At 61.9% G+C, this 24,693-nt stretch carries 24 protein-coding genes and 1 pseudogene; 7 read left to right on the top strand and 18 right to left on the bottom strand.

The genetic code is table 11. The features are described 5' to 3' along the window. Window position 1 precedes the first annotated feature (1 nt). The 3 genes from AACU78_RS11515 to AACU78_RS11505 form a co-directional block, all read right to left on the bottom strand. Complete coding sequence (locus AACU78_RS11515; RefSeq protein ID WP_106580632.1) at window positions 2–1,381, bottom strand: iron-containing redox enzyme family protein; 1,380 nt, start codon at window positions 1,379–1,381, stop codon at window positions 2–4. A 178-nt stretch (window positions 1,382–1,559) separates the two neighbouring features. Continuing rightward, complete coding sequence (locus AACU78_RS11510; protein ID WP_106580631.1) at window positions 1,560–1,958, bottom strand: VOC family protein; 399 nt, start codon at window positions 1,956–1,958, stop codon at window positions 1,560–1,562. 15 nt (window positions 1,959–1,973) lie between these two features. Beyond that, a complete protein-coding gene (locus AACU78_RS11505; protein ID WP_106580630.1) occupies window positions 1,974–2,717 on the bottom strand; it encodes an SDR family NAD(P)-dependent oxidoreductase in 744 nt (247 codons plus the stop codon). A gap of 138 nt (window positions 2,718–2,855) precedes the next feature. On the opposite strand from AACU78_RS11505, the gene AACU78_RS11500 reads away from it, so the two are divergent. Next, the gene (locus AACU78_RS11500) at window positions 2,856–3,746 is read left to right on the top strand and encodes an AraC family transcriptional regulator (protein WP_106580653.1); all 891 of its coding nucleotides are present in this window, start codon (window positions 2,856–2,858) and stop codon (window positions 3,744–3,746) included. Window positions 3,747–3,954: 208 nt separating this feature from the next. Here the strand turns inward: AACU78_RS11500 and AACU78_RS11495 are convergent, their stop codons facing one another. Genes AACU78_RS11495 through AACU78_RS11470 form a run of 6 tightly spaced genes read right to left on the bottom strand, consistent with a single transcriptional unit; the run spans window position 3,955 to window position 9,878 of the window. Then, complete coding sequence (locus AACU78_RS11495; protein WP_106580629.1) at window positions 3,955–5,697, bottom strand: ABC transporter substrate-binding protein; 1,743 nt, start codon at window positions 5,695–5,697, stop codon at window positions 3,955–3,957. 32 nt (window positions 5,698–5,729) lie between these two features. Beyond that, the gene (locus AACU78_RS11490) at window positions 5,730–6,002 is read right to left on the bottom strand and encodes a DUF2160 domain-containing protein (RefSeq protein ID WP_106580628.1); all 273 of its coding nucleotides are present in this window, start codon (window positions 6,000–6,002) and stop codon (window positions 5,730–5,732) included. A 10-nt stretch (window positions 6,003–6,012) separates the two neighbouring features. Next, a complete protein-coding gene (locus tag AACU78_RS11485; protein WP_106580627.1) occupies window positions 6,013–6,813 on the bottom strand; it encodes a carbohydrate ABC transporter permease in 801 nt (266 codons plus the stop codon). Between the two features lie 10 nt (window positions 6,814–6,823). After that, a complete protein-coding gene (locus AACU78_RS11480; RefSeq protein ID WP_106580626.1) occupies window positions 6,824–7,690 on the bottom strand; it encodes a carbohydrate ABC transporter permease in 867 nt (288 codons plus the stop codon). Then, window positions 7,687–8,784 carry an ABC transporter ATP-binding protein gene (locus AACU78_RS11475; protein WP_106580625.1) on the bottom strand — a complete coding sequence of 366 codons (1,098 nt, stop codon included), beginning with the start codon at window positions 8,782–8,784 and terminating at the stop codon, window positions 7,687–7,689. The genes AACU78_RS11480 and AACU78_RS11475 overlap by 4 nt, the downstream gene beginning before the upstream one ends. Next, a complete protein-coding gene (locus AACU78_RS11470; protein WP_106580624.1) occupies window positions 8,784–9,878 on the bottom strand; it encodes an ABC transporter ATP-binding protein in 1,095 nt (364 codons plus the stop codon). Before AACU78_RS11470 ends, AACU78_RS11475 begins: the two co-directional genes overlap by 1 nt. Window positions 9,879–10,255: 377 nt before the next feature. Here AACU78_RS11470 and AACU78_RS11465 point away from each other — a divergent pair, with 377 nt between their 5' ends. After that, window positions 10,256–12,088 (top strand): sigma-54-dependent Fis family transcriptional regulator, encoded by a 1,833-nt coding sequence (locus tag AACU78_RS11465; RefSeq protein ID WP_106580622.1) that lies wholly within the window; start codon window positions 10,256–10,258, stop codon window positions 12,086–12,088. Window position 12,089: 1 nt separating this feature from the next. Here the strand turns inward: AACU78_RS11465 and AACU78_RS11460 are convergent, their stop codons facing one another. The 3 genes from AACU78_RS11460 to AACU78_RS11450 form a co-directional block, all read right to left on the bottom strand. Continuing rightward, the gene (locus tag AACU78_RS11460; RefSeq protein WP_106580621.1) at window positions 12,090–13,022 is read right to left on the bottom strand and encodes a FecR family protein; all 933 of its coding nucleotides are present in this window, start codon (window positions 13,020–13,022) and stop codon (window positions 12,090–12,092) included. Further along, window positions 13,019–13,561, bottom strand: a complete 543-nt coding sequence (locus AACU78_RS11455) for a sigma-70 family RNA polymerase sigma factor (protein ID WP_106580620.1) — start codon at window positions 13,559–13,561, stop codon at window positions 13,019–13,021. The genes AACU78_RS11460 and AACU78_RS11455 overlap by 4 nt, the downstream gene beginning before the upstream one ends. Before the next feature lie 383 nt (window positions 13,562–13,944). Then, on the bottom strand, window positions 13,945–16,062 hold the full coding sequence (locus tag AACU78_RS11450) for a TonB-dependent receptor family protein (RefSeq protein WP_106580619.1): 2,118 nt from the start codon (window positions 16,060–16,062) through the stop codon (window positions 13,945–13,947). Between the two features lie 261 nt (window positions 16,063–16,323). On the opposite strand from AACU78_RS11450, the gene AACU78_RS11445 reads away from it, so the two are divergent. Continuing rightward, on the top strand, window positions 16,324–16,482 hold the full coding sequence (locus tag AACU78_RS11445) for a hypothetical protein (RefSeq protein WP_164487920.1): 159 nt from the start codon (window positions 16,324–16,326) through the stop codon (window positions 16,480–16,482). 5 nt (window positions 16,483–16,487) lie between these two features. After that, window positions 16,488–17,114, top strand: coding sequence for a helix-turn-helix domain-containing protein (locus AACU78_RS11440; protein WP_106580618.1), 627 nt, complete (start codon window positions 16,488–16,490; stop codon window positions 17,112–17,114). A 49-nt stretch (window positions 17,115–17,163) separates the two neighbouring features. On the opposite strand, the gene AACU78_RS11435 is transcribed toward AACU78_RS11440, so the two are convergent. The 3 genes from AACU78_RS11435 to AACU78_RS11425 all read right to left on the bottom strand — a co-directional run bounded on the left by AACU78_RS11435 (window position 17,164) and on the right by AACU78_RS11425 (window position 19,102). Then, complete coding sequence (locus AACU78_RS11435) at window positions 17,164–17,673, bottom strand: hypothetical protein (protein ID WP_177410146.1); 510 nt, start codon at window positions 17,671–17,673, stop codon at window positions 17,164–17,166. Window positions 17,674–17,939: 266 nt separating this feature from the next. Further along, on the bottom strand, window positions 17,940–18,230 hold the full coding sequence (locus tag AACU78_RS11430; RefSeq protein ID WP_106580617.1) for a hypothetical protein: 291 nt from the start codon (window positions 18,228–18,230) through the stop codon (window positions 17,940–17,942). Between the two features lie 131 nt (window positions 18,231–18,361). Further along, the gene (locus AACU78_RS11425; protein WP_106580616.1) at window positions 18,362–19,102 is read right to left on the bottom strand and encodes a hypothetical protein; all 741 of its coding nucleotides are present in this window, start codon (window positions 19,100–19,102) and stop codon (window positions 18,362–18,364) included. Window positions 19,103–19,372: 270 nt separating this feature from the next. On the opposite strand from AACU78_RS11425, the gene AACU78_RS11420 reads away from it, so the two are divergent. The 3 genes from AACU78_RS11420 to AACU78_RS11410 are packed head-to-tail and all read left to right on the top strand — an operon-like array spanning window position 19,373 to window position 23,434. Then, a complete protein-coding gene (locus AACU78_RS11420; protein WP_106580615.1) occupies window positions 19,373–19,840 on the top strand; it encodes a (2Fe-2S)-binding protein in 468 nt (155 codons plus the stop codon). Then, entirely contained in the window at window positions 19,840–22,077 is a 2,238-nt protein-coding gene (locus tag AACU78_RS11415; protein WP_106580614.1) for a xanthine dehydrogenase family protein molybdopterin-binding subunit, read from the top strand. Before AACU78_RS11420 ends, AACU78_RS11415 begins: the two co-directional genes overlap by 1 nt. A 16-nt stretch (window positions 22,078–22,093) precedes the next feature. Continuing rightward, on the top strand, window positions 22,094–23,434 hold the full coding sequence (locus tag AACU78_RS11410) for a c-type cytochrome (protein WP_106580613.1): 1,341 nt from the start codon (window positions 22,094–22,096) through the stop codon (window positions 23,432–23,434). 57 nt (window positions 23,435–23,491) lie between these two features. Here AACU78_RS11410 and AACU78_RS11405 read toward each other — a convergent pair whose 3' ends face one another. The 3 genes and pseudogenes from AACU78_RS11405 to AACU78_RS11395 all read right to left on the bottom strand — a co-directional run. After that, window positions 23,492–23,854, bottom strand: a complete 363-nt coding sequence (locus AACU78_RS11405; RefSeq protein ID WP_106580612.1) for a hypothetical protein — start codon at window positions 23,852–23,854, stop codon at window positions 23,492–23,494. 201 nt (window positions 23,855–24,055) lie between these two features. Continuing rightward, complete coding sequence (locus tag AACU78_RS11400) at window positions 24,056–24,418, bottom strand: hypothetical protein (protein ID WP_106580610.1); 363 nt, start codon at window positions 24,416–24,418, stop codon at window positions 24,056–24,058. A 2-nt stretch (window positions 24,419–24,420) separates the two neighbouring features. After that, window positions 24,421–24,693 (bottom strand): annotated as a pseudogene (locus tag AACU78_RS11395) (hypothetical protein); the annotation flags it as partial.

Below are 24,693 nucleotides of genomic sequence, written 5' to 3'. Positions count from 1 at the left end.
CTCAGCGCAGACGCGCGCGCAGTTGGATAAAGCGCCGCGTCGCGTAAAGCCCGGCCGGAGCGCAATGGCGCCGCGCCGACATCCACGGGATCAGCGCATTGAGCTGCTGTTCATCGGGCAGCTTGCACAGTGATTCAACCAGCGCCTGGGTGTCCGGATCGGCCGGGCGGTGCTGCTCCCGGGAAAAACGGCTGCCGCGCCCCGGCCGTGCAGGCGGCACGCGCTCGCCGCTGACCCAGTCACCGGCAATCCAGTCGTGCAGCAGCTGCTTTTCAGCGCCGCTGAACACCCCGAACATCGCCGCACCGGCGCCCTCGATCAGTTGCCAGAAACGGCTGTCGGCAGGGTCCTGGTTGCGCTTGATCCAGCCTTTGTCTTGCAGCGCCTGGAGGAACTCAGCGATCTGCCCAGGCTGCGCCAGCCATTGATTGACGGTTTTGCCCTCGAAGCGGCAGTAATCGGAATGCATGTGCTGGCCATACGTGCGCTTACGCTCAAGCATGGCCACGACTTCCTCCTGCAGGTTGAAGCGTTCGATCACGGCCGTGGTGCCCGGCCCGAGGTCATTGAGCTGATAACCGCGGGCCACGCGGCGGTAGAACTGCTCCCTGCCCTCGCCCAGCGGCAGCAGGTTCAACACCGACTGCGCGGCCTTGCCCGCGTGGCCGCTGCTGGCGTTGTCGATGGTGACGTGGAGGGTGAAGTAATAAGGATCGATGCCCAGCTCGCTCAGCTCGTACGAGGTGATCAGCAGGTGCAGGGGTAATTGCTCATAGCCCAGGTTGTAACCGATCACTTCCGGCAGAAACTCCTCGGCACACAGGCCCAGCGCCAGTTGCAAGGCGCCTTGCAGGTAGTCGTCATCCTTGACGCCGGCTTCGCTATCGGCATCGTGCTCGCTGAGCAGCTTGCGATAGATCACCACATGGTTCTGCGCGGCTTCGCCGTCGCCCAGTTCTTCGAGGTAGGTGGTCAGCAGCCCATCGAAGCGCTGGTCCTGCCAATAGCGCACTAACCCGTACAGCCAGGCGCCATCGACCTGTTTGGTCGGCGCCACGCATTGCAACACGTACAACGCGTGAGCCTTGTTCTGGAAGTAGCGCCGTGGCTGACCCTGCTGGCGTTGCTCAAGGTAGTCGGCGTAGTCGCGGGCCACGGTGGCGCAGCGCTGCTCGACCCACGCAGGCAATTGTTCGGGCGTGTCGGGCAATTCGCAGGGCACGTCCTGCACCTGGGCCAATTGCGCCAGCAAGAATTCCCGTGCTAGCGCCTCGCAACCCTGCGCCTCGTTGTACAACTGCTGGTACACGCGTTGATGGCGGCCGTCGGCCGAGTCAGTCAGGGTGGCCGGTTGGCCCGACAGCGCTGTAAAAAGCGTCATGATGGCAGTTTCCACAAAGTCCGATACTACTCGGCTTTCTCACCAGAAAGCCCCGCAAGAGCGCTCAAAACGCGCGCTTCTAAAGTGCAGAGCATCCGGCTGTGGGGAAAATTCAATCGGCATTGCGAGGCTGCGGATCAGCGGTTATCCGGCACCGCCCGAGAGGCGCCAGGGGCTATCAAACGTGCTGCCAGTTCTTGTAGACGAACTCCAGGCTGTACCCGTCCGGGTCGACCACGTTGGCGGCGTAGTAGTTGGGGTCGTAGTGCATGCGCGCACCGGGTGCGCCGTTGTCGGTGGCGCCGTGTTCCAGTGCAGCCGCGTAGGCCTTTTCGACCTCCTGACAGCTATTGGCGACAAAGCCTACATGCACCGCACGCCCGTCGACCACGCCTTCGCGCAGCCAGAAGAACATCCGCCCGTTGGCACCAAAGCCCTTGAGGTCGGGATGGCCGGGGGGACCGTCCTTGCCGTCGTAGTCAAACCGTGTGGTGATGCCCAGCGGCGCCAACGCCCCTTCATAGAAACGGACCGAGCGGCGGATGTCGCTGACCGAGATAAACAGATGATCCAGCATGTGTGACCTCACAATTCAAATGATGTAGCCACCCGCGACCTCAAGGGTCTGTGCATTGATCCAACGGCCTTCCTGCGACAGCAGCATGGCGATGACCCGTGCCACGTCTTGGGGTTCGCCAACTCGGCCGAGGGCGGTTTGCGCAGCCAACTGGGCTTCGAACTCATCGTTCAAGCCGCCCCCAAGCTCGGTGCGGATCGCGCCGGGGGACACCGCATTGGCGCGGATGCGGCGCTCGCCGAACTCCTTGGCCATGTAGCGAGTGAGTACGTCCAGGCCGCCCTTGAAGGCGGCATAAGGCGCAACGCCCGCCGTGGCCACGCGGGTGGTGGCACTGGTGAGGTTGACGATACTGGCGTGGTCCTCCAGCAACGACAACAGGGTTTGGGTGAGAAAAAACGGGCCCTTGAGGTGCACGTTGAACAGGCCGTCGAACTGCGCCTCGCTCACCGATTCGAAAGGGCTGAACAGGCCGTAGCCGGCGTTGTTCACCAGCCCGCTGAGGCGCTGGGTACCCCAGGTGGCCTGCAACGTATGCAGCACCGTCTCACGAAATGCCGCGAAAACGCTGACGTCTGCCACGTCCAACGCCAAGGCAACGGCTTTGCCGCCGGCGGACTCAATGCGCTGCACCACTGCGTGCGCCGCTTCAGGATGGTGATGGTAGGTGAGGATCACGCCATGGCCCTGACGGGCACACAGCTCGGCGGTACTGGCACCAATCCCACGACTGCCTCCGGTGATTACGATGACGCTCATGAGCTGCTCCACGCGTGAAAAATTGAGTGGCTACAGTAGCCATCGCCCTCCCCGTCAGCGCAGCCGTTCCTACTCCAATCTTGCCTGTTTCTGCTTTTTGCTTGCGCGCGGTTCGCAGGAAGGCACAGCATGGCGGCTATGAATAATCAATTGATCGAACTGCGCGTCCTGGCCGCCAAGGCCGAAAACCGCCGCACCGAGACCGGTATCCCGCGTGTGGCGATGGTTCAGGGCGCGATCCCGGAACACCGGCTGGCGGCGGTGTATGAGCCAATGATCAACCTGATCCTGCAGGGCAGTAAAAGCATGACCGTGGGCGACCGCACGCTGCACTACGACCCGGCGACATACTTTGTGATGTCCATCGAGTTGCCGGCCGTGGGCAAAGTGCACCCGGCGAGCAGCGGCGAGCCCTACCTGGCGGTCAGCCTGAGCCTGGACCCGACGCTGCTGACCACCCTGCTCAACGACCTGCCTGCGCCCACTGCACGCCGTGCGCAGGAAGCCGGCTTCTCGGTGGCGACGGTAACGCCGGCATTGATGGACGCGTGGGTGCGCATGCTGCGCCTGATGGGCGACCCGGTAGCGATTGCGGCACTGGCGCCTGCTTACGAACGGGAGATTCTCTTCCACGTACTGCAAGGCCCCCATGGCTGGATGTTGCGCGACATCGCCGCGCCGGACACTGCCATGGCGCGAGTCAACCAGGCCATCCAATGGATTCGCCAGGATTTTGCCGAACCGATTCGCGTGGAGGCGCTGGCACACAAGGCGGCGATGAGCGTTTCGGCGTTTCATCGCCACTTCAAGGCGGTGACCAACCTGAGCCCGTTGCAGTATCAGAAGCGCGTGCGCTTGCTGCAGGCGCGCACGCTGATGCTGGCCACGGCGAGCAGTGTGACCGGCGCGGCGTTTGCGGTGGGGTACGAAAGCGCGACCCAGTTCAGCCGCGACTATGCGCGGGTGTTCGGGCTGCCGCCCGCGCGGGACACGGCGCGGATTTTGGCGGCAAACAGGGGGTGTCAGTAGGCACAAAATCAGTGTGCTGAACGGCCCATTGTGAAGAGCGGGCTTGATGTGGCGAGCGGGCTTGCCCCGCGCTGGGCTGCGCAGCAGCCCCAATCAAGACGCCGAGTTCATCCAGACAGTACTCGGTCGTCAGGTTTTGGGGCTGCTTCGCAACCCAGCGCGGGGCAAGCCCGCTCGCCACGTAGGCCCGCTTGCCACGGATGCTGTGTTACTTACGCGCTGCCTCCCACGACTTGAGCAGGTCGTTGTAGCTCACGGTTTCGCCTTTGGGTTTCTCATTGGCCAGTTTCGGCTTCGGCGCGCCGGGCTGGTCGAACCAGTATTGGGCATCACGCTCGGGGTTCATTTTCGGGCCGCATATCGGCTGCACGTTGGAGCGTTCCAGGCGCGTCATGATCGCGTCCTGCTCCTTGGCCAGGTTGTCCAGCGCCTGCTGCGGGGTTTTCTCGCCGCTGGCGGCAGCGGCGATGTTGCTCCACCACAGTTGCGCCAGGCGCGGGTAGTCCGGCACGTTGGTGCCGGTCGGGGTCCACTCGACCCGTGCCGGGCTGCGGTAGAACTCCACCAGGCCACCGAGTTTGGGCGCCAGGTCGGTCATGGCCTGGGAGTTGATGTCGGACTCACGAATCGGCGTCAGGCCAACAATGGTTTTTTTCAGCGAGACGGTTTTCGAGGTCACGAACTGCGCGTAGAGCCAGGCCGCGAGTTTCTGCTTCTCAGGCGTCGACTTGAGGAAAGTCCAGGAGCCCACGTCCTGATAGCCCTTCTTCATGCCCTTTTCCCAATAAGGTCCGACCGGCGATGGGGCCATGCGCCATTTCGGCGTGCCGTCGGCATTCACCACCGGCAGGCCAGGCTTGGTCATGTCGGCGGTAAACGCGGTGTACCAGAAGATCTGCTGGGCGATGTTGCCCTGGGACGGCACCGGCCCGGATTCGGAGAAGGTCATGCCCGCCGCTTCGGGTGGCGCATAGGCTTTCATCCAGTCCACGTATTTCTGCGTCGCGTACACCGCGGCCGGGCCGTTGGTGTCGCCGCCGCGGGTCACGCTGGAGCCCACCGGGTGGCAGTCCTCCACGCGAATGCCCCACTCGTCCACCGGCAAGCCGTTGGGCAGGCCCTTGTCGCCGCCGCCGGCCATGGAGAACCAGGCATCGGTGAAACGCCAGCCCAGTGACGGGTCTTTTTTGCCGTAGTCCATGTGCCCATAAATACGTTTGCCGTCGATTTCCTTGACGTCTTCACTGAAGAATTTGGCGATGTCTTCATAGGCCGACCAGTTCACCGGTACGCCGAGGTCGTAGCCGTATTTTTCCTTGAACTTGGCTTTCAGCTCCGGCCGCTCGAACCAGTCGGCGCGGAACCAGTAGAGGTTGGCGAACTGCTGGTCGGGCAGTTGGTAAATTTTGCCGTCCGGCGCGGTGGTGAACGAGATGCCGATAAAGTCCTTGATGTCCAGGGTCGGCGAGGTGAAGTCCTTGCCTTCGTTGGCCATCAGGTCAGTGATCGACTCTGTCTTGCCATAGCGAAAGTGCGTGCCGATCAAGTCGGAATCGTTGACCCAGCCGTCATAGATGTTCTTGTCGGACTGCATCTGGGTTTGCAGCTTTTCCACTACGTCGCCTTCCTGCAGCAGGTCGTGGGTCAGCTTGATGCCGGTGATTTCGCTGAAGGCCTTGGCCAGCACCTTGGATTCGTACTCGTGGGTGGTGAGGGTTTCCGACACCACATTGATCTTCATCCCACGAAACGGTTCTGCCGCCTTGATAAACCACTTCAACTCTTCGAGCTGCTGGTCTTGGGTGAGGGTTGACGGTTTGAACTCGCTGCCGATCCATTTTTTCGCCGCGTCTTCATACGCATCGGCCCAGGCCGTGGCGCTCAAACCGCTGAGGGCCAGTACGGCGGCCAATGAAATGCTATGTCGCAGCTTATTGTTTTTATTCAACATAGAGACCTCCTGGTGGTTTATTCACAAGGGCACTAGCCCCAACGCATCACACTCAACAGCCATACCAGGGACAGCGCGGACGCCACCCAGATGCTCCAGTCGGTAACGCCGATTACCAGTAAATGCAGGTAGGCGCTGCCGAGAAGACCGATAAACAGGCGATCACCACGGGTGGTGCTGATCGGTAAAAAACCGCGCCGAGGGATGCTCGGCGAGCGCAGTTCCCAGGTGGTCATGCCCACCAGCAGCACGCCAATGGCCGCAAAGAACAACGCGGTGGGAGTGGTCCAGGCCATCCATTCCATCATCGACTCCTCAGACCCGGCCCAGGGCAAAGCCCTTGGCCACGTGGTTGCGAACAAACCAGATCACCAGCATGCCGGGCAGGATGGTCAACACCCCCGCCGCCGCCAGCACGCCCCAATCGATACCCGAAGCCGAGACCGTGCGGGTCATCACCGCCGCGATGGGCTTGGCGTTGACCGAGGTCAGCGTGCGCGCCAGCAACAGCTCGACCCAGGAAAACATGAAGCAGAAAAACGCGGTTACCCCGATGCCGGAGCCGATCAGCGGGATAAAAATCTTCACGAAAAACTTGGGAAAGCTGTAGCCGTCGATGTAGGCGGTTTCGTCGATTTCCTTGGGCACGCCGGACATGAAGCCTTCCAGAATCCACACCGCCAACGGCACGTTGAACAGGCAATGCGCCAGGGCCACGGCGATGTGCGTGTCGAACAGGCCGATGGACGAATACAGCTGGAAAAACGGCAGCAAAAACACCGCCGGCGGTGCCATGCGGTTGGTCAGCAGCCAGAAGAACAGGTGCTTGTCGCCCAGGAAGCGGTAGCGTGAGAAGGCGTAGGCCGCCGGCAGCGCCACGCTCAGGGAAATCACCGTGTTCAGGCTCACGTAATACAGTGAGTTGATATAGCCGGTGTACCAGCTCGGGTCGGTGAAGATCACTTTGTAGTTGGCCAGGGTGAAAGCCTGCGGAAACAGGGTCAGCCCGCCGAGGATTTCGGTGTTGCTCTTGAAGGACATGTTCAGCAGCCAGTAGATCGGCACCAGCAGGAACAGGATGTAGATCAGCAGCGGTATCAGCTTGCGTTTGCTCATGCTGGCGGCCTCAGCGGTTGGCGTCGGAGTGGGTCATGGCGGTGTAGAACAGCCAGGACACCAACAAAATGATCAGGAAATACACCAGGGAAAACGCCGCCGCCGGGCCCAGGTCGAATTGGCCGACAGCCATCTGGGTCAGCGTCTGACTGAGGAAGGTGGTGGCGTTACCCGGCCCGCCGCCCGTGAGCACGAAGGGCTCGGTGTAGATCATGAAGCTGTCCATGAACCGCAGCATCACCGCGATCAGCAGCACGCTTTTCAGCTTCGGCAACTGGATATGTCGGAACACCGCCCAGGCCGATGCCCGATCAATCCGCGCGGCCTGGTAGTACACGTCCGGAATCGCCCGCAGCCCCGAGTAACACAGCAACGCCACCAGCGAGGTCCAGTGCCACACGTCCATCACCAGCACCGTGACCCAGGCGTCCATGGTGTTGGCCGCGTAGTTGTAGTTGATGCCCATGGCGTTGAGGGTTGAACCGAGCAAACCGATGTCGGCACGGCCGAAGATCTGCCAGATGGTGCCCACCACGTTCCACGGAATCAGCAGCGGAATCGCCAGAATGATCAGCACCAGCGACGACCAGCGGCCTTTGGTCGGCATGGTCAGGGCGATGGCGATACCCAGCGGGATTTCGATCAGCAGCACGCAGGCCGAGTAGATGAACTGGCGCAGCAAGGAGTCATGCAAGCGCGGGTCGAGCAGCACCTGCTTATACCAGTCGGCGCCGACAAAGTAGCGGCTGGACTGGTCGAAAATATCCTGCACCGAGTAGTTGACCACGGTCATCATCGGGATCACCGCACTGAACGCCACCAACAGAAACACCGGCAACACCAGCCACCAGGCCTTGTTGTTCTGCACCTTGTTCATGGCTGCACCTCCAGCAGGTAATCATTGGCGTAGACCATCAGCCACTGCGCCGGGAAGCTGATCGAGGCGCTGCCCTGGGGCACCGGTTTGTCTTCGGCCAGGCGTACTTTCAACGGCGCGCCGTCAAGGTTGAGGGTCATGATCTTGTAGGTGCCAAGGTCTTCGACATGGGTGACGTCGGCCTGCAGCGCGTCAGGGTTGTACTCGTCCCACACGTGGATAAATTCCGGGCGGATCCCCACCTGCAGCTTCTGGCAATCGGTCTCGCGGATGCGCTGCTGCATCGCCTCGGGCAACGGCAGCAGCGTGCCGGCAAAACGCACGCCGCCCGCCTCGGCCTGCACTTCAATCAGGTTCATGCCGGGGCTGCCAATGAAATAGCCGACGAACGTGTGGCTCGGCCGCTCAAACAACTCGCGCGGGGTGCCGAATTGCACGATCTGCCCGCCGTACATCACCGCGATTTTGTCGGCAAAGGTCGAGGCTTCAAGCTGGTCGTGGGTCACGTAGACCATGGTGATATTGAACTGCTCGTGGATCTGCTTGAGCTTGCGCCGCAGTTTCCACTTCAGGTGCGGGTCGATCACCGTCAGCGGCTCGTCGAACAGGATTGCCGACACGTCGTCACGCACCAGGCCACGGCCCATGGAGACCTTCTGCTTTTCATCGGCAGTAAGGTTGCGCGCCTTTTTGTTCAACAGGGTTTGCAGGTCGAGGACTTCGGCAATTTCCTGCACCTTGCTGTGAATTTTCGCCTCGGGCATGCCCTGGTTGCGCAGCGGAAAGGCCAGGTTGTCGAACACCGTCATGGTGTCGTACACCACAGGGAACTGGAACACCTGGGCGATATTGCGGCGTTCCGGGGTGAGTTCGTTGACCACCTTGTGGTCGAACAGCACCTGGCCCTCCGAAGGGTTGAGCAGGCCAGAGATGATATTCAGCAAGGTCGACTTGCCGCACCCGGAAGGCCCGAGCAAAGCGTAGGCACCGCCCTGCTCCCACACGTGGTTCATTTCCCGAATCGCGTAGTCTTCAGGGCCGGCGGGTGTAGGGTTGTAGCTGTGCGCGAGGTTCTGCAAATGGATCTCGGCCATCAGGCAACCCTCGCTACGCGGCGCCCGGGGGCCTGGACCAAGCGGCCCTGGCCATCGAACACAAACAGTTTATGGGTGGGGATGTACACGCGGATCGGCGCATCGACGTCGTACTCGTGCACGCCCGGCAGGTGCAGCACCAGAAGGAAATGCTCACTGCGCACGTGCAGGAAGGTTTCCGAGCCGCTGATTTCGGCCACTTCCACGGTCACGGCCAGTTCCAGGTCATCGTCGTTACTCGGCACCAGGCTGATATGGCTGGGGCGCACGCCAAAGCGGAACTCGCCCTCGCCGATGGGGCGCAGGTCGACGTTGAGCGGGAAGTGCACAAAATTGGCGAAGCTGACTTCATTGCCGCTGATACGCCCCGGCATCAGGTTGATCGGCGGCTCGGAAAACAATTCGGCAGCCAGCACGGTCTGCGGCTGGTGGTACACCTCGGCAGCCTTGCCACTCTGGATCACCCGGCCCTCATGCAGAATCGTGGTGGTGCCGCCAAGGGCCAGGGCTTCGTTGGGTTCGGTGGTGGCGTAGATGGCGATGGTGTGGCGGGCCTTGAACAGCTCGCGCATTTCCTGACGCAGTTCTTCGCGCAGTTTGTAGTCCAGGTTCACCAGCGGCTCATCGAACAGGATCAACTCGGCGTCTTTGACCAGCGCGCGGGCCATGGCCGTGCGTTGCTGCTGGCCACCGGACAACTCCAACGGATGGCGCTGGAGGAATTTCTCGATGCGCAGCATTTTCGCGGTTTCGAGCACCTTGCTCTGGATCAGCTCGTTGGACACACCGGTCTGGCGCAACGGCGAGGCGATGTTTTCGAACACGGTCATGGTCGGGTAATTGATGAACTGCTGATAGACCATCGACACGTTGCGCAGGCGCACCGGCTTGTGCGTGACGTCTACGCCGTTCATCAGGATGCGGCCGCTGTCGGGCTTGTCCAGGCCGGCCATCAGGCGCATCAGGCTGGTCTTGCCGGACAGGGTGCGGCCCAGCAAGACATTGAAGGAACCGGCTTCGAAACGCAGGTTGGCGTCGTCGATCCAGGTCTGGCCTTCGACGACGCGGGAGACATGTTCCAGGGTCAATGACATGACACGCCCTTTTTTATTATTGGAATGAATCTGGCAATACGTTCGACCAGAGCCCAGAGCGAGTTTCGTGCCAGAACTGGCAGGTGATTGATCTGTAAGGACATGGACCCGATCGGCTGTTCAGGCATCAACAGAAGTGAACAATTGGGGCTGAACAACTGAACAACGGGCGGGTTGACAATGAACAGTTCTGAACAACAATTGATGGGCGACACAGATTCAAGGTGGGAGCGGGCTTGCTCGCGAATGCGGTAGAACAGTCGGCATCGGTATTGGCTGACCCACCGCATTCGCGAGCAAGCCCGCTCCCACATTTCGGCCCTGTTTCTTCAGCCCGATTGTGCACGCCCATAACAATAAAAAAGAAGGTCGCCCCCATGGCCGAACCCTTGGCTCACGACACCCTCATCCAGGATTCCTGGCGCCGCTGCCGCGCGTTTGGCCTGGATCACCAGAGCACGCCCAGCTTCGACCAACTGCCCGCCGAGGGCATCAGCCAATTGCTGGAAAGCCAGCATTCGCTGGTGCAGACCACTCACCAGGAAGTGCTGCCCTATTACGAAAACATCCTGAGCAACTCCAACTGCCTGATCATGCTGGCCGACAATCAGGGCCAGGTCTTGACCTCGTGGGGCACCCAGCGCTTTATCGAGCCGAAACTGGCGCGCGGTTTCAGCGCCGGTGCCAGCTGGAGGGAGCGCAGCAGCGGCACCAATGCCATCGGCACCGCACTGGCCTGTGCCCAGGCGGTGCATATCGAGCACGACGAACACTTCCTCAAGGCCAACCGCTTCATGACCGGCTCGGCGGCGCCGATCTTCGATGCCCAGCGCGAAATCATCGCGGTGCTGGATGTGTCCAGCGACAGCTATCTGCCGCCCTCCCACACCCTGGGCATGGTCAAGATGATGAGCCAGACCGTGGAAAATCGGCTGATCCTCAACCTGTTTCGCGGCGAGCATTTTCAGCTGACCTTCAACACCGGCCTGAACAACCTCGACAGTCAGTGGGCCGGCCTGCTGATTTTTGATGAGAGCGGGCAAGTGCTGTCGGCCAACCGCCGGGCGGACAATTTGCTGGGCATCAGTTTGTCGCGGGTGCTGATCGACAGTTTGTTCAAGGTCTCGTTGCTGGAGTTGTTGAACCAGCCGGAAGGCTTGCCGTTCTCGCTGCAGGCGGCGGGACGCAACCGGTTTCAGTGTTTATTGAAGCGGCCCAAGAAGATGCCGGTGCAGGCGCGGGTCTTCAGTGAGCCCAAGCCGGGCAAGCCTGCCGAGCTGAAGCCGACCGCGATCAACCTCAAGACCCTGCACTTTGGCGATGCGCGTGTGGAAAAAGCCGTGCGCCAGGCCGAGCGTCTGCTGGAAAAAGACATTCCGTTGCTGATCCACGGCGAAACCGGCGTCGGCAAAGAGGTGTTCGTCAAAGCCCTGCACCAGGCCAGCTCGCGCAGCGCGCAGGCGTTTATCGCGGTGAACTGTGCGGCGATTCCGGCGGAGTTGGTCGAGTCAGAGTTGTTTGGCTATGAAAAAGGCGCCTTCACCGGCGCCAATCAAAAAGGCAGCATCGGCCTGATTCGCAAGGCGGACAAAGGCACGTTGTTTCTGGATGAGATCGGCGACATGCCGCTGCCGACCCAGGCCCGTTTGCTGCGGGTGCTGCAGGAGCGCTGCGTGCAGCCGGTGGGCAGCAGCGAGCTGTTCCCGGTGGACTTGCGGATCATCTCCGCCACCAACCGCGCGTTGCGCGAATGGGTGCAGGCCGGGCGCTTTCGCGAGGATTTGTACTACCGCATCGGCGGCCTGACCCTGGAGCTGCCGCCGTTGCGCGAGCGCACCGACAAGCAGGCGTTGTTCCAGCAGTTGTGGCAGCAGCACCGCGAGCCAACTCAATGGGCCGGGCTGAGTGCCGAGGTGCTGGCGTTGTTCGAGCAACACCCGTGGCCGGGCAATTTGCGCCAGGTCAGCAGCGTGTTGCAGGTAGCACTGGCCATGGCCGAGGAGCAGCCGGTGCGCCCCGAGCATCTGCCGGATGATTTTTTTGTGGATTTGAACGTGCCAGCGCCGTTGCCTGCCAGCGAGGATGTGGAAGATGGCATCGACCTCACGCAACGCTTGAAGGCCGCTGGCGGCAATATTTCCCACCTGGCGCGGGAGTTGGGCGTCAGTCGCAACACGCTGTACAAGCGCCTGCGCCAACATGAGCCTTGACTTAACGCGGCTTGACCACCACCAGCAAGTCCGTGAAGTACTCCACCTTGATCGGCAGGTTGTCGGCCAATGCCGCGAGCGCCGCCGCGGTGTCGTCGAGCTTGAACACGCCGGACACCCGCAGGTTTTGCAGGGCCTGTGGGTCAAACCGCACCAGGCCATGGCGGTAGTTGGCGAGGGTTTGCAGCACCTCGCTCAAGGGCTGGTCATTGACTTTGAGCAGGCCACGCGTCCAGGCGTCCGGGTCGGTGTTGCCAATCGCCTGCGGCGACTGGGCGCGGCCATGGGCAAGCACCGTGCGCTGGCCGGCTGCGACCTTGACGCCTTCTGCGCCCTCGCCTTTGACCGCCACGCTGGACTCGATCACCGTGACCACGGTGGTGCCGTCCGCGGCGCGCTTGACCAGGTAGCGGGTGCCCAGGGCGGTGGCCGTGCCTTGATCGGTGCGCACCACGAATGGCCGTTGCGCATCCTTGGCCACCTCGACCCATAGCTCGCCTTGCAGCAACTGAATCACGCGTTGGTGCCCGTCGAATTTCACGTCCACGGCCGAGTTGCTGTTGAGCTGCAAGCGGCTGCCGTCCTCGAGCGCGACCTGACGGCGTTCGCCGACACCGGTGCGCTGGTCGGCCATCCACACTGGCGCGCGCTCCACACCGACCCAGCCGCAGAGTAATACGCCGAGTAAACCCAGCACCTGCGCACCCCGCGAGCGTTGTGGGGCGAAAGCACGGTTGAGGGCGATGCGCGCCGGGCGCGCGGGCACGGCGTCGAAATTGCCCCACAGCGCACGCATGCGGTCGATGGCGACGGCATGGCGCGGGTCGGCCTGGCACCAGGTGTTGAAGGCCTGACGGTCGGCGTCGCTGACGTCTTCGTCGTGCAGGCGCGTCAACCAGTTCGCCGCTTGCTGGATGATGTGTTCAGTGCTCACGACAGCGGGTCCGCCGCGTGCAGGCTGTGGTAGCAATGCACCAGCGCCGTGGAAATGTAATTTTTGACGGTACTGGGCGACACGTCCAGGCAGCTGGCGATTTCGCTGTAAGTCAGCCCGTCGAGGCGGCTTAACAGAAAGGCTTCGCGGGTCTTGGCGGGCAAGCCGGCGAGCATCTCGGCGATGCGTTCCAGCGCCTGCAACGCCACGTGGATTGCCGCCGGATCGGGCATGCCGGCGTCTTCGCACTGAATCACCAGGGCTTGCGTATAGGCCCTTTCGATGCGGCGGCGCCGCGCACCATCAATCAGCAAACGCCCGGCGGTGGTGGCCAGAAAAGCCCGCGGTTCCTTGATGTTGTGGGGTTCGGCCAGCATCAGGACGCGGATGAACGCGTCGTGGGCGAGGTCCGCGGCGTGCTGCGAACACCCGAGTTTTTTGCGCAGCCAGCCGTGCAACCAGCCGTGGTGCTCGCGGTACATTGCCGTGAGGGTCTGCTGACGGGCGCCATCGCCCGGCGCGGCCGGAATGTCATGCATGCGCAAAAACTTCTCAAATGGGAAATATTACCAATTGCGCGAACAATGCCAGCAAAACGGTATGAGGGCAAGGGGGCTCAGGTCTGCTGCTTTTCGGGCTTCCATGCTGGTAGTTGTGGCGAGCGGGCTTGTTGTGGCGACTGGGCTTGTTGTGGCCAATGGGATTGTTGTGGCGAGCGGGCTTGCCCCGCGTTGGGGCGCGTAGCGGCCCCAGTAAGGTCACCGCGTTTTTTACAGTTAGAACGCATTAGCTGGTTTTGGGGCTGCTGCGCAGCCCAACGCGGGGCAAGCCCGCTCGCCACAACAGGCCCGCCCGCCGTCAACAAACCCGCGCTCCACGGTAAACCCGCGCTTCACAGTAAGTCTGCTCCCCACACGGTTGCTTAACGCCAACTCCACGACACGCCGGTAAAAATGCCTCGCCCGTCTGCCGGCGTGGACCGCGCCACATCCAGGCCTTTGTCGTCATAACCCGGGGTGACCGTATTGGCGTAGCGCCGGTTGGTGAGGTTGCGCACATCGACCCATGCTTGCCAGTCCTGCTTCGGCGCGTCGTAGCCGAAGGTGGCGCCGAGGGTGGTGTAGGCCGCCGCGTAGTAGGAATTGGCGTAGTCCACCGCCACACGCGAGGAATGCTCGGTGTTGAGGCTGGTGTAGAACCCCGTCGGATGGCTGTAGCGCAACTGCGCCTGGTAGTAGTGCTTGGGGATGCCCGGCAGGGTGTTGTCGCCGAAGCGGTCATCGTCGCGGTAGTGGAAGTCACTGAACGTGTAGGTTTGGCGCAAGGCCAACTGGCCATTGCCGCCGCCCTCCCACAGCGGGCTGAGCAGGCTCAGTTCCACACCCTGGTGCACGGTGGGGCTGGCGTTGGCCTCGGCGACAATCGCGTTGGTGGTGGCGGTTTGCGCTTGAGTTTCGACGGTGAGCAGTTCGTGACGCACTTCTGAGCGGTACAGCGCCAGGTCCCACTGGCCAAACCACTGTTCGCCACGGCCACCGACTTCCACAGTGGTAGCGGTCTGGTTGCGCAGGCTCACGCCTTCACGCTGCAAGCCGGTGGCCGGGCCGCTGCCGCTGGGAAAGTATTTATTGGAACCCCAGATCATCGACCACGCATGCGGTGGCTCAACCGAGCGACTCAGGTTGCCATACACCTGCAATTGCGCGGTGAAGTCATAGCGCAGGCCGATACGCGGGGCGTAATCCCAGTCGTGCTGGCTCAACGGCGCCTGACCTTCGGGATAAGTGACCTGGGTTTCGCGGCGGGTGTAGATCGCGGCCAGGCCGGTGGTCAGCCATAGGTCCGGAACCAGTTCCAAGTCGTTGCCGACATGCAGCACGGTGTCAGCGCCGAGATAGCTGTAGTCGCGGGTCTTGGTGCCGGGCGCGTATATAGCCGTGTTGCCGGCAGGCGTGCGCACGTATTCCGAAGCACCGTTATTCGGCATCGCCTGGGTGCTGCGCAGCCCTATCGTGGTCTTGCTGTCGTGGCCGAACAGCAGGTCCTGGCGGATGTAATTGAGCGTGCCACTGACGTCGGTGTAGGCGACTTTCAGGCGATTGGTGCCCTCGCGCAAGTCCATCGGATAGTCGTGATAGGCCAGCCCGACTTCAACGCGGGAATTGTCATCCAACTGCAAGGTGGTTTTGTTGGCGATCCAGGTCGAACCCGGCTGCAAACGCTTGGAATCGCGGGCGGCGTTGAGGCTGTTGGCGGCCGTTGGATCGTGGCTGATCTGGTCACGCGTCAGCTTGCCGGGGGTGTCATTGGTGGTTTCGCGGTAGCGAAAATAGAAGCGCGTTTCCAGGTCCGGGTTGAAACGGTAGCCGAAGTTGGCGGCGATGCCCTTGCCGGTACCGGCGCTCTGGTGCTGGTAGCCATCGGATTCGGAGTCGGTGAGGCTGATGTAATAGTCGGCATCGCCCAGCACCTGACCGGAGCTGATCTCGCGCTGGGCATAACCGCGACTGCCTGCTTCATAACGCACTTGCAGGTTGGGTGCGTCGTAACCCGTGCGGGTGACGTAATTCACCGACCCGCCCAAGGCCAGCGCGCCCTGGTCAAAGCCATTGGCGCCGCGCAGCACTTCGACGCGGCTTTGCCACAGTGGGTCCTTGAGTTCGTAGGGCGTGCCGCCCGGGCCGGTCAGCGGCAAACCGTCGAACATTTCATACAGGCCGGAGGCGTGCGAACCGGGGCTGCGGTTCAAGCCCGAACCGCGTATCGAAAGCTTCACGCCTTCATTGTTGGCCGCCTTGGCGTACACCCCGGCCTGGTACTTGAACACGTCTTCATTGGTGCTGACCCGGCCCTGCTGCACGCTGCTCATGTCGATGTAGTTGGTGCCACCGGGCACGCTTTTGAGTTGCGCCTGGGCCACTTCGCCTGCGCTGACCTCGCTGCTGGTGACCTCGACCGGTGCCAATTGCAGGGCGTCGGCCTGCGCCAGCGAACTGAGGGTCAAGGCGGCAAAAAGGAGCGGAGGTTGGCGCAACAGCATGGACAGATCCTTGGAATGTAGGGGCGAGACAGGCCGGGGCCGAGCACGCGAACAGGGGTGGGAAGCCACGCAGGCTTACCGAGTCACGCCTTATTAACGGACCAGACCCTTCCCACAACAGGTTCGGACTGCTTGTATTGGTTAAGTCCAAAATCGAATTAACACATGCAAACTCAGTATTTAAGGAAATAACCGCCACGCAGTACTGTGGAGCCACTGAGTCACCTACGTGAATCACCCCGGCCCCAAGAGATCGCGCCCATGCAAACATCTGCCACCGTCATCGACTTCACCCTCCACCGTAAGCGCCGCCAGGCGCGTGCAGCGGCCGAGCTGATGTGGGCGATGTACGCGGCACGTGCCGGGCTTGCCGTGTTGACCGCCCAGGCGACGCCCTCCAGTGATACGCGCCGGGCGTAAGGCCGATGAATTTTCTGCAGGTACTTGCCGAGTCACCCGAACCGCTTCCAAAACCTGGCACCGATGACGACGACACCAGCCTGTGTGTTGCGCAGAACCTGCAGCGCCTGCGCAGCAAACGCCACCTGTCGCTGGACGGGCTGGCGCGCGCCTGCGGCGTCAGCCGGGCAATGCTGGCGCAGATCGAATCGGGCCGCAGCGTGCCGTCGATCAAGGTGCTGTGCAAAATTGCCAAGGGGTTGAAGGTGTCAGTGGCGGCCTTTCTGGAAGACCGCGCCTTTGAAGGCGTCGAGGTGTTGCCGGCGCAGCAGAGCAAGCGCCTGGTGAGTGCCGATGGTGCGTTTGTCAGCCGCGCGTTGTTCCCCTACGACACCGCCCGCCAGTCCGAATTCTACGAGATCCGCCTGCGCGCCCTCGGCGAGGAAGTCTGCGCAGGCCATGGCCCGGGCATCCAGGAAAACCTGGTGGTGGCACAGGGCGTGCTGGAAGTCAGCGTCAATGAAGAACGCTACCTGCTCTCCACCGGCGATTCGATCCTGTTCTACGCCGACCAGCCCCACCGCTACCGCAACCCGGCGGACAGCGAGGCGGTGGCGTTTTTAGTGATCACCTACCCGGAACGCCTGGACTGAATGCAAAACGCCCCGAATCATCGGGGCGTTTTTTAGTCTGCGGGTGCTATCAGCAGGTGCAGCACATCATCGGCATGCCATTGCAGCTCATCATCATCGGCATGGCGCAGTCATTCATCAGCTTGTTCATCAGCATGCAGCAGTTTTCCATCATGGCCATGCTCATGCCCGGCATCGGCATCATTTTGCACTGCAGGCTGTCGCCCATCAGGGTGCATTCCATCATGCACTTCATCATCGGCATCGACATGCCCATGGCCATCATCGGCATCATGTTCGGCATTTCCATGTTCATCTTCATGGCGTCGGCCGACAGGCACATCATCGACAGGTTGGCGCACTGCATCATCATCGGCATGCCGCAGTTCATCATCATCGCCATCATCTCGGCGTTAGTCTTGAACTGAGCCATGTCCATACCGGCTGCGGGCTTCATGGTGCACATCATGGCGTCGCCGGCCATTTCGCAGTGCATGGTGGCCATCATCATCGGCATGCCCATCATCATCGGCATCATTGGCATGGAGGTGTTCATCGGCATCTGCATTGCATTCATCATGTTCGAAACTCCGTAATCGACAGGAAATGGCTAAGTTCTGGCGCCGATTCTAGAGACGCCGGGCAGCGGCGCAAGACGGCAGCAGAGCAGCAGGATTGGCTGTTCGGGGACAAGCTTAGTTGACCAGAACAGCTGCGCACGCTGCGATAACAGAGCCAGCGACGTCGCGACGCCGCTGACCTCTTGTATAGGCAGATAAACGTCGCTGTAGATATGCGATTACGCTCTTGAGACCAATCGTAAGGAAATAAACGATCTAACCCGCTTCAAATAAACCCCGCAGGGGTCTCATCGGCCGTCGGCGCCAGCAAGCGCAGCAAATCATCCGCCTCCGTGCCCTGTGGAAACCTGAACCCAAGCATTTCGTCACACGCCAGAACACTTGCGAGCGCTTCACGCAACTGCGCCTCTGTCGGTGCGTCGCGCAGCAGTTTGTGGGCGGGCAATAGCACGTCGGCGGGGACGCCTTGAGCACTTGCCACGTCGATCACGGCAAACAGGATAAATCGCAGGCGGACTTCGCGATCAGTAGGCCAAACCGTTTTGCGCTTTCCCAAGGTAGGCACTCATCGTCAAGAAAAGTCCGAGGCTATTGCCGACCGTGGGTATGTTTCAAGCAAAGGGGGGCAAGATAGGCCGTTTCCCACATATGAAAGGGAAATGCCGCACTGCAAGATCGGTCCACACATCACTGCACGGGCAAAAAATTCATCAGCAGCAAGCTCTGCGCGTAATTGAGGGCAACGCGCCGGTAACGCTCATCAAGCATCTGCGCGAGCAGGTCGAGGCGCGCAACCACTTTGCCGAACTCAACGGCGAAACTGAGGTTGCTGCCCTCCTCCGAGATTTCATTGGAGAACAACAGCAACACGCCATTGGCGTCCTGGCGCTGGCTGAGCAGCCAGGTGGCTTTCTCGATATTGCGCGCGGCATTGCTGACAAATTGCGGGTTGATCGAGTCGGTGACATAAAACTGCGTGCGCCCACCGTGTGCAGTCACCAGCATGCTGCCAATGGCATAGATAAACGCCCCGACCCGGTCGCCGCGAAAGTCCGGGCTCAGCGAATAGCTCAAGGCCACCAGGTCACGACGGTCCCCCAGGGCAGGCAGCGGTTGCCGGTTCTCGATGGCGCGGCGAATTTCCCGTGCGGCACTCACCGCATCGGTATAACCCGATTGGCGCCACTGGTTGGGGTTGCGCAGGTAGAGCTTGTTCATCAGCACGTACAGGCTTTGCAGGTTGTCGCGCATGCTCAAGGTTGCCATGCGGTCGACGCTGGTCTGAAAAAACTCATCGGGCTTGCCATCGCTGAACTGCCTGGCGATATCGCGGCCCTGTTGCTGGCTGCAGCCGGTGGCACAGAGCATAAACACCGCTGCGATCAGCAGCGGCCAGCGGGTGATAAAAGCAATTGACGTTCGATCCATCGGCACCGGGTCTGGCTGCTGTCCACGCGCAGAATGAGCGCGGTCGTGACAGGGATAGATCAGAAGAATGAAAAAAAGTGCAGCGCGCCGGCGTGGATCAGCAAAGGCCTACAGGCTAAAAGCACGCGCAGTGGTGCAATCCTGTCGAATTCTTGCCTGATCCTCCGAGTTGTCGATGACGGGATCGATAGCTGTTGCGCCGTGGTCTAGAGTGCAACGATGGGCAACTTATAAAAAAAGCCACACCAACCGATGATCAGCAGGTGAACCATGCAATTACGTATCAACCAGAAATCCTACGAGGTCGATGCAGACGCCGATACGCCGCTGCTCTGGGTGATCCGTGATGACCTGGGGCTGACCGGCACCAAATACGGCTGCGGCCTGGCCCAGTGCGGCGCCTGCTCGGTGCTGGTGGACGGCAACGTGGTGCGCTCGTGCGTCACGCCAGTGGCGGGTGTGGTTGGCCACGAGATCACCACCATCGAGGCGATCGAAGCCGATGACGTGGGCAAGCGCGTGGTCGCGGCCTGGGTCGAGCATCAAGTGGCGCAATGCGGTTACTGCCAGTCCGGGCAGGTGATGGCCGCCACTGCGCTGCTCAAGCACACCCCGGCGCCCAGCGATGCGCAGATTGAAGCGGCGATGATCAACCTGTGCCGCTGCGGCACCTATAACGCCATTCGCACGGCGGTGCATGACCTGGCCGTTCAGCCTGCCCGGCAGGAGAGCGCCTGATGAACACGCGCAACGCCCTCCCTGATACGCCATTGGGCGAACCGATCAACCTGTCCCGGCGCCGCTTTCTGGCCAGCACCGCCGTGGGCGCGCTGGTCATTGGCTTCGGCCTGCCGCTGGGCACGCCCAGGGCCTACGCCGCCACGCCCAACGCAGCAGAACGCGGCACCCAGGTGCCGGCGTTTTTAGAGATTCGCCCTGATGGCACCGTGCGGTTGCTCAGCCCCTTCATGGAAGGCGGCCAGGGCACTCACACCGCCATGGCGCAGATTGTCGGTGAAGAGCTGGACGCCGACCCCGCCACCTTCATTGTCGAGGCCGCGCCGCCCGGCGATGCGTATGTGGTGATGGAAAACGGCATGCGCATCACCGGCGGCAGCATGTCGGTGCGCATGAGTTACCCGACCATGCGACGCCTCGGCGCCCTGGCCCGCGCGATGCTGCTGCAGGCCGGCGCCGAGCAGCTTGGCGTGCCGGTCGCGCAATTGACCACAACACCCGGCCGCGTGGTGCATGCCGCCTCCGGCCGCTCGCTGGGCTACGGTGAGCTGGCCGGGCGCGCCCTGGACATGCCGGTGCCCGACCCAGCCACCATCACCCTGCGCGACCCGAGCCAGTTCCGCTGGATCGGCAAGCCGGTCAAACGCCTGGATGCCTACGACAAATCCACCGGCAAGGCGCAATACAGCATCGACTTGAAAGTCGACGGCATGCTCCACGCCGCCGTCCAGCACGCGCCTCGCCTGGGCATGACCGTGGGCAGCCTGCGTAACCAGGCACAGGTCGAAGCCATGAAGGGCGTGCACTCGGTGCATCAACTGCCCGGCGCCGTGGCCGTGGTGGCCGAGCGCTGGTGGCACGCCAAGCGCGCGGTGGAGGCGATCCAGGTGGAATGGCTGGAAGCCGCTGCAGATTCGACCGTACGCGCGATGCCGGCGGATTTTTCCAGCGACAAGTACCGCGACTTCCTCGCCGCCCAGCAAGGCCCGGCGCGTGACGACGAGAACGAAGGCGATGTAGCCGGCGCACTGGCAAACGCCAAAACCAAAGTCGAAGCCACCTACCATAACCAGTACGTCAACCACGCCCAGCTGGAGCCACCTTCTGCCCTGGCACGCTTCAACCCCGACGGCACGCTGGAGGTGTGGCTGCCGAACCAGGCGCCGGATATGTTCCGCGCCGACATGGCCAAACGCACCGGGCTCGACCCGGCGAAGATCACTCTGCATTCACCGCTGCTGGGCGGTTTTTTCGGCCGGCACTTCTTGTATGACTCGGCCAACCCTTACCCGCAGGCCATCGCACTGGCCAAGGCAGTCGGTCGCCCGGTCAAGCTGATCTGGAGCCGTGAAGAGGAGTTCCTGCGCGACGTGCTGCGCCCGGTGGCGGTGGTCAAGTTTCGCGCCGCGCTGGACGCGCAAGGGTTGCCGGTAGCCATTGAAGCGGTGAGTGCCACCGAAGGCCCCAGCGAAGCCATCGCCGGTAAACAGGGCGACAAAATCGACCCGACGGCCCTCGAAGGGCTGTCGGGCAAAAGCTACGCGATCCCCAACAAGCGCATTGCGCAGATCTACGTCAAAGGCCCGACCATGCTCGGCTACTGGCGCTCGGTGGGCAATTCGCTGAATGACTTCTTCTATGAAGCCTTCCTCGATGAGCTGGCCGACAAAGGCGGCCAAGACCCGTACGAGCTGCGCCTGCATTTGCTGCGCGATAACCCGCGGCTAACCACGCTGCTGCAGGCGGTGGGCGAGTTGTCCGGCGGCTGGAAGCGTGGCCCCTACACCGCAGAGGACGGCAGCCGCCGTGCACGCGGCGTGGCCATGGCCTCACCGTTCGGCTCCCACGCTGCGGTGGTCGCCGAAGTGTCGATCGAAAACGGCCAGGTCAAGGTGCACCACATCTGGGAAGCCATCGACCCGGGCAGCATCGTCAACCCGGCGATTGTTGAAGCGCAAGTAAATGGCGCGGTGGCCCTGGGCTTGTCGCAAACCTTGCTGGAGGAGGCGGTGTACGTGGACGGCAAACCACGGGCGCGCAACTATGACCTGTACCCGATCCTGCCGCTGTCGCGCATGGCCCAGGTGCACGTGAAGATTGTCGAGAGTGGTGAAAAAATGGGTGGCATCGGCGAACCGCCGTTACCTGCAGTGGCGCCGGCCGTGGCCAATGCAGTCGCGCACCTGACCGGCCAGCGCATTCGTAGCCTGCCTTTGAGCCGATACACTTTCGCCTGACCGACAAGGAACGCGCATGAACAACCAACGATTGGCTAGAACCGCAGGCTGGCTGGTGCTGGCCGGCGCGGTCGCCGCAGGCGTACTGGCCTGGTACGTGACCCGCGAGCCCGCCTCGCCTTTTGAGCAACAACCTGCCGCCAAAGCGGACCCGGCACTGGTCAGCCGCGGCGAGTACGTCGCTCGCGTCAGCGACTGCGTGGCCTGCCACAGTTTGCCGGGCAAGGCGCCGTTCGCTGGCGGCCTGGAGATGGCCACGCCGCTGGGCGCGATTCACGCCACCAACATCACGCCCGACCGCAACACCGGCATTGGCGCCTACACCCCGGCCGACTTCGACCGTGCGGTGCGCCACGGCGTCGCGCCGGGCGGGCGCAGGCTTTACCCGGCCATGCCCTACCCGTCTTACGCCAAGCTCAGCGACGACGACATGCGTGCGCTGTACGCGTTTTTCATGCAAGGCGTGGAGCCGGCCAATCAGCCCAATATCGACAGCAGCATTCCCTGGCCGCTGAACATGCGCTGGCCCATCGCCCTGTGGAACGGCGTGTTCGCCCCCAACGCCACCTACGCGGCCAAACCCGCCCAGGACGCGCTGTGGAACCGTGGCGCCTACATCGTCCAAGGCCCGGGGCACTGCGGCAGTTGCCACACGCCGCGCGGCCTGGCGTTCAACGAGAAGGCACTGGACGAGTCCGGCGCGCCCTACCTGGCGGGCGCTCTGCTCGATGGCTGGTATGCACCGAGTTTGCGCCAGGACCACAACACCGGGCTGGGCCGCTGGAGCGAGGACGAGATCGTGCGGTTCCTCAAGACCGGGCGTAACCAGCATGCAGTGGTGTATGGCTCGATGACCGAGGCGTTCAACAACTCGACGCAATTCATGAGCGATGAAGATTTGAACGCCATCGCCCGCTACCTCAAATCCCTGCCTGGCGACCCGCAGCGGGACGGTTCGCCGTGGCAGTATCAGGCGGCCAACGCGCGCGCAGACGCCCCTGGTGCCCACACCTACGCAACCCGTTGCGCGTCCTGCCATGGCCTGGACGGCAAGGGCCAGCCGGAGTGGATGCCACCGCTGGCGGGCGCCACCTCGGCACTGGCCAAGGAAAATGCCTCGGCGATCAACATCACGCTCAATGGCTCACAACGGATCGTGACCGCCGGTGTGCCGGATGCTTACCGGATGCCGGCGTTCAGGGAGCAGCTGTCGGATGAGGAAATCGCGCAGGTGCTGACTTACGTGCGAGGTACGTGGGGCAACAACGGCGGCGCAGTCGATGCCGCGGCGGTGAATAAACTGCGCGGGCATACGGACCCGGCGAGCAGCAGCCCGATCATTTTGCATATGCGCTGAGAGAGGGCTCCCACGCTCCCGCGTGGGAATGCAGCCCGGAACGTCGTGCGTCCCGGGCTACCAGCCATACAAAATGGACCAAAGCATACAGCCGGCAATCCATACCATTCCAAAATGATACGGCCACAACGCCCAACGCTTTAGGGACAAGGGCACGGACGCCAATTCAGCCTCGGTTACCTCCCCTCTTTTGATGTGAAATTTAGGCATTGCCAACAGGCCATTGATCACGAGCATGCGATGAAACCTGCCGATGTGTTTATTTCTGCCCCAAAAGCGTTTGTTGTCGCAGATCACTTTGTTCTGGCTGAAGTAGCTTTCCAGGGCTTCGAGCTTTGTGTACTCAGCATATAAAGTGAGTCCCGCGCCAACAAACGCCCCTGCAAATAAAAAGATTGCCAGGATGAGTTGAAAATCCATGTTTAAGCGCCCTCTGGTTGAAAGATCAAATCACCGTCGATCTCTCCGATCTTCCCGCCCAGAAACGCACCGCCAGTGCCGAATAGGTTGCCTCCTGCAGCGCCGCCGATCACTGCGCAGGCCGGCGCACCGTTTCCTTTAGACACGACGCCAGTGACCAGCACCCGTGGGAACGCAGCCCGGAACGCCGTGCGTCCCGGGCTACCAGCCATACAAAATGGACCAAAGCATACAGCCGGCAAACCACACCATTCCAAAACGATACGGCCACAACGCCCAACGCTTGAGGGACAAGGGCACGGACGCCAATTCAGCCTCGGTTACCTCCCCTCTTTTGATGTGAAATTTAGGCATTCCCAACAGGCCATTGATCACGAGCATGCGATGAAACCTGTCGATATGCTGATTTCTGCCCCAAAAGCGTTTGTTGTCGCAGATCACTTTGTTCTGGCTGAAGTAGCTTTCCAGGGCTTCGAGCTTTGTGTACTCAGCGTATATAGTCAGCCCTGCGAAAATCAGTGTCCCGGCAGCTAAAATGATTGCCAGGATGAGTTGAAAGTCCATGCTTAAGCCCCCTCTGGCTGAAAGATCAAATCACCGTCGATCTCTTCGATCTTCCCGCCCAGAAACGCTCCGAATTCTCCCGTTGCATTGCCCCCTGCGTACCCGCCCGCAGCGCCGCCGATCACTGCGCAGGCCAGCGCACCGTTTCCTTTAGCCGCGATGCCCAAAAGAACCCTACAGCCGCTACGGGCTACTGTTGAACCCAGCTTCCCTGCGCCATAAGCCCCCGCCACCCCTCCCATCAATTTCCCCGTCTCCACATATTTCGCCCGCCG

Source organism: Pseudomonas sp. R9.37 (assembly GCF_963878885.1).
Taxonomy (GTDB): domain Bacteria; phylum Pseudomonadota; class Gammaproteobacteria; order Pseudomonadales; family Pseudomonadaceae; genus Aquipseudomonas.
Note: the sequence above shows the minus strand (reverse complement) of the source record. Positions and strands in the feature narration are given on the sequence as shown.

Bases quoted from the DNA above. Each gene is read 5' to 3' on its own strand.
- AACU78_RS11510 (WP_106580631.1), bottom strand. From the start codon at position 1,958: ATGCTGGATCATCTGTTTATCTCGGTCAGCGACATCCGCCGCTCGGTC.
- AACU78_RS11400 (WP_106580610.1), bottom strand. From the start codon at position 24,418: ATGGACTTTCAACTCATCCTGGCAATCATTTTAGCTGCCGGGACACTG.
- AACU78_RS11505 (WP_106580630.1), bottom strand. From the start codon at position 2,717: ATGAGCGTCATCGTAATCACCGGAGGCAGTCGTGGGATTGGTGCCAGT.
- AACU78_RS11435 (WP_177410146.1), bottom strand. From the start codon at position 17,673: ATGATGAATGCAATGCAGATGCCGATGAACACCTCCATGCCAATGATG.
- AACU78_RS11425 (WP_106580616.1), bottom strand. From the start codon at position 19,102: ATGGATCGAACGTCAATTGCTTTTATCACCCGCTGGCCGCTGCTGATC.
- AACU78_RS11420 (WP_106580615.1), top strand. From the start codon at position 19,373: ATGCAATTACGTATCAACCAGAAATCCTACGAGGTCGATGCAGACGCC.
- AACU78_RS11440 (WP_106580618.1), top strand. From the start codon at position 16,488: ATGAATTTTCTGCAGGTACTTGCCGAGTCACCCGAACCGCTTCCAAAA.
- AACU78_RS11450 (WP_106580619.1), bottom strand. From the start codon at position 16,062: ATGCTGTTGCGCCAACCTCCGCTCCTTTTTGCCGCCTTGACCCTCAGT.
- AACU78_RS11490 (WP_106580628.1), bottom strand. From the start codon at position 6,002: ATGGAATGGATGGCCTGGACCACTCCCACCGCGTTGTTCTTTGCGGCC.
- AACU78_RS11495 (WP_106580629.1), bottom strand. From the start codon at position 5,697: ATGTTGAATAAAAACAATAAGCTGCGACATAGCATTTCATTGGCCGCC.
- AACU78_RS11465 (WP_106580622.1), top strand. From the start codon at position 10,256: ATGGCCGAACCCTTGGCTCACGACACCCTCATCCAGGATTCCTGGCGC.
- AACU78_RS11455 (WP_106580620.1), bottom strand. From the start codon at position 13,561: ATGCATGACATTCCGGCCGCGCCGGGCGATGGCGCCCGTCAGCAGACC.
- AACU78_RS11515 (WP_106580632.1), bottom strand. From the start codon at position 1,381: ATGACGCTTTTTACAGCGCTGTCGGGCCAACCGGCCACCCTGACTGAC.
- AACU78_RS11405 (WP_106580612.1), bottom strand. From the start codon at position 23,854: ATGGATTTTCAACTCATCCTGGCAATCTTTTTATTTGCAGGGGCGTTT.
- AACU78_RS11415 (WP_106580614.1), top strand. From the start codon at position 19,840: ATGAACACGCGCAACGCCCTCCCTGATACGCCATTGGGCGAACCGATC.
- AACU78_RS11485 (WP_106580627.1), bottom strand. From the start codon at position 6,813: ATGAGCAAACGCAAGCTGATACCGCTGCTGATCTACATCCTGTTCCTG.
- AACU78_RS11480 (WP_106580626.1), bottom strand. From the start codon at position 7,690: ATGAACAAGGTGCAGAACAACAAGGCCTGGTGGCTGGTGTTGCCGGTG.
- AACU78_RS11500 (WP_106580653.1), top strand. From the start codon at position 2,856: ATGAATAATCAATTGATCGAACTGCGCGTCCTGGCCGCCAAGGCCGAA.
- AACU78_RS11445 (WP_164487920.1), top strand. From the start codon at position 16,324: ATGCAAACATCTGCCACCGTCATCGACTTCACCCTCCACCGTAAGCGC.
- AACU78_RS11410 (WP_106580613.1), top strand. From the start codon at position 22,094: ATGAACAACCAACGATTGGCTAGAACCGCAGGCTGGCTGGTGCTGGCC.
- AACU78_RS11475 (WP_106580625.1), bottom strand. From the start codon at position 8,784: ATGGCCGAGATCCATTTGCAGAACCTCGCGCACAGCTACAACCCTACA.
- AACU78_RS11470 (WP_106580624.1), bottom strand. From the start codon at position 9,878: ATGTCATTGACCCTGGAACATGTCTCCCGCGTCGTCGAAGGCCAGACC.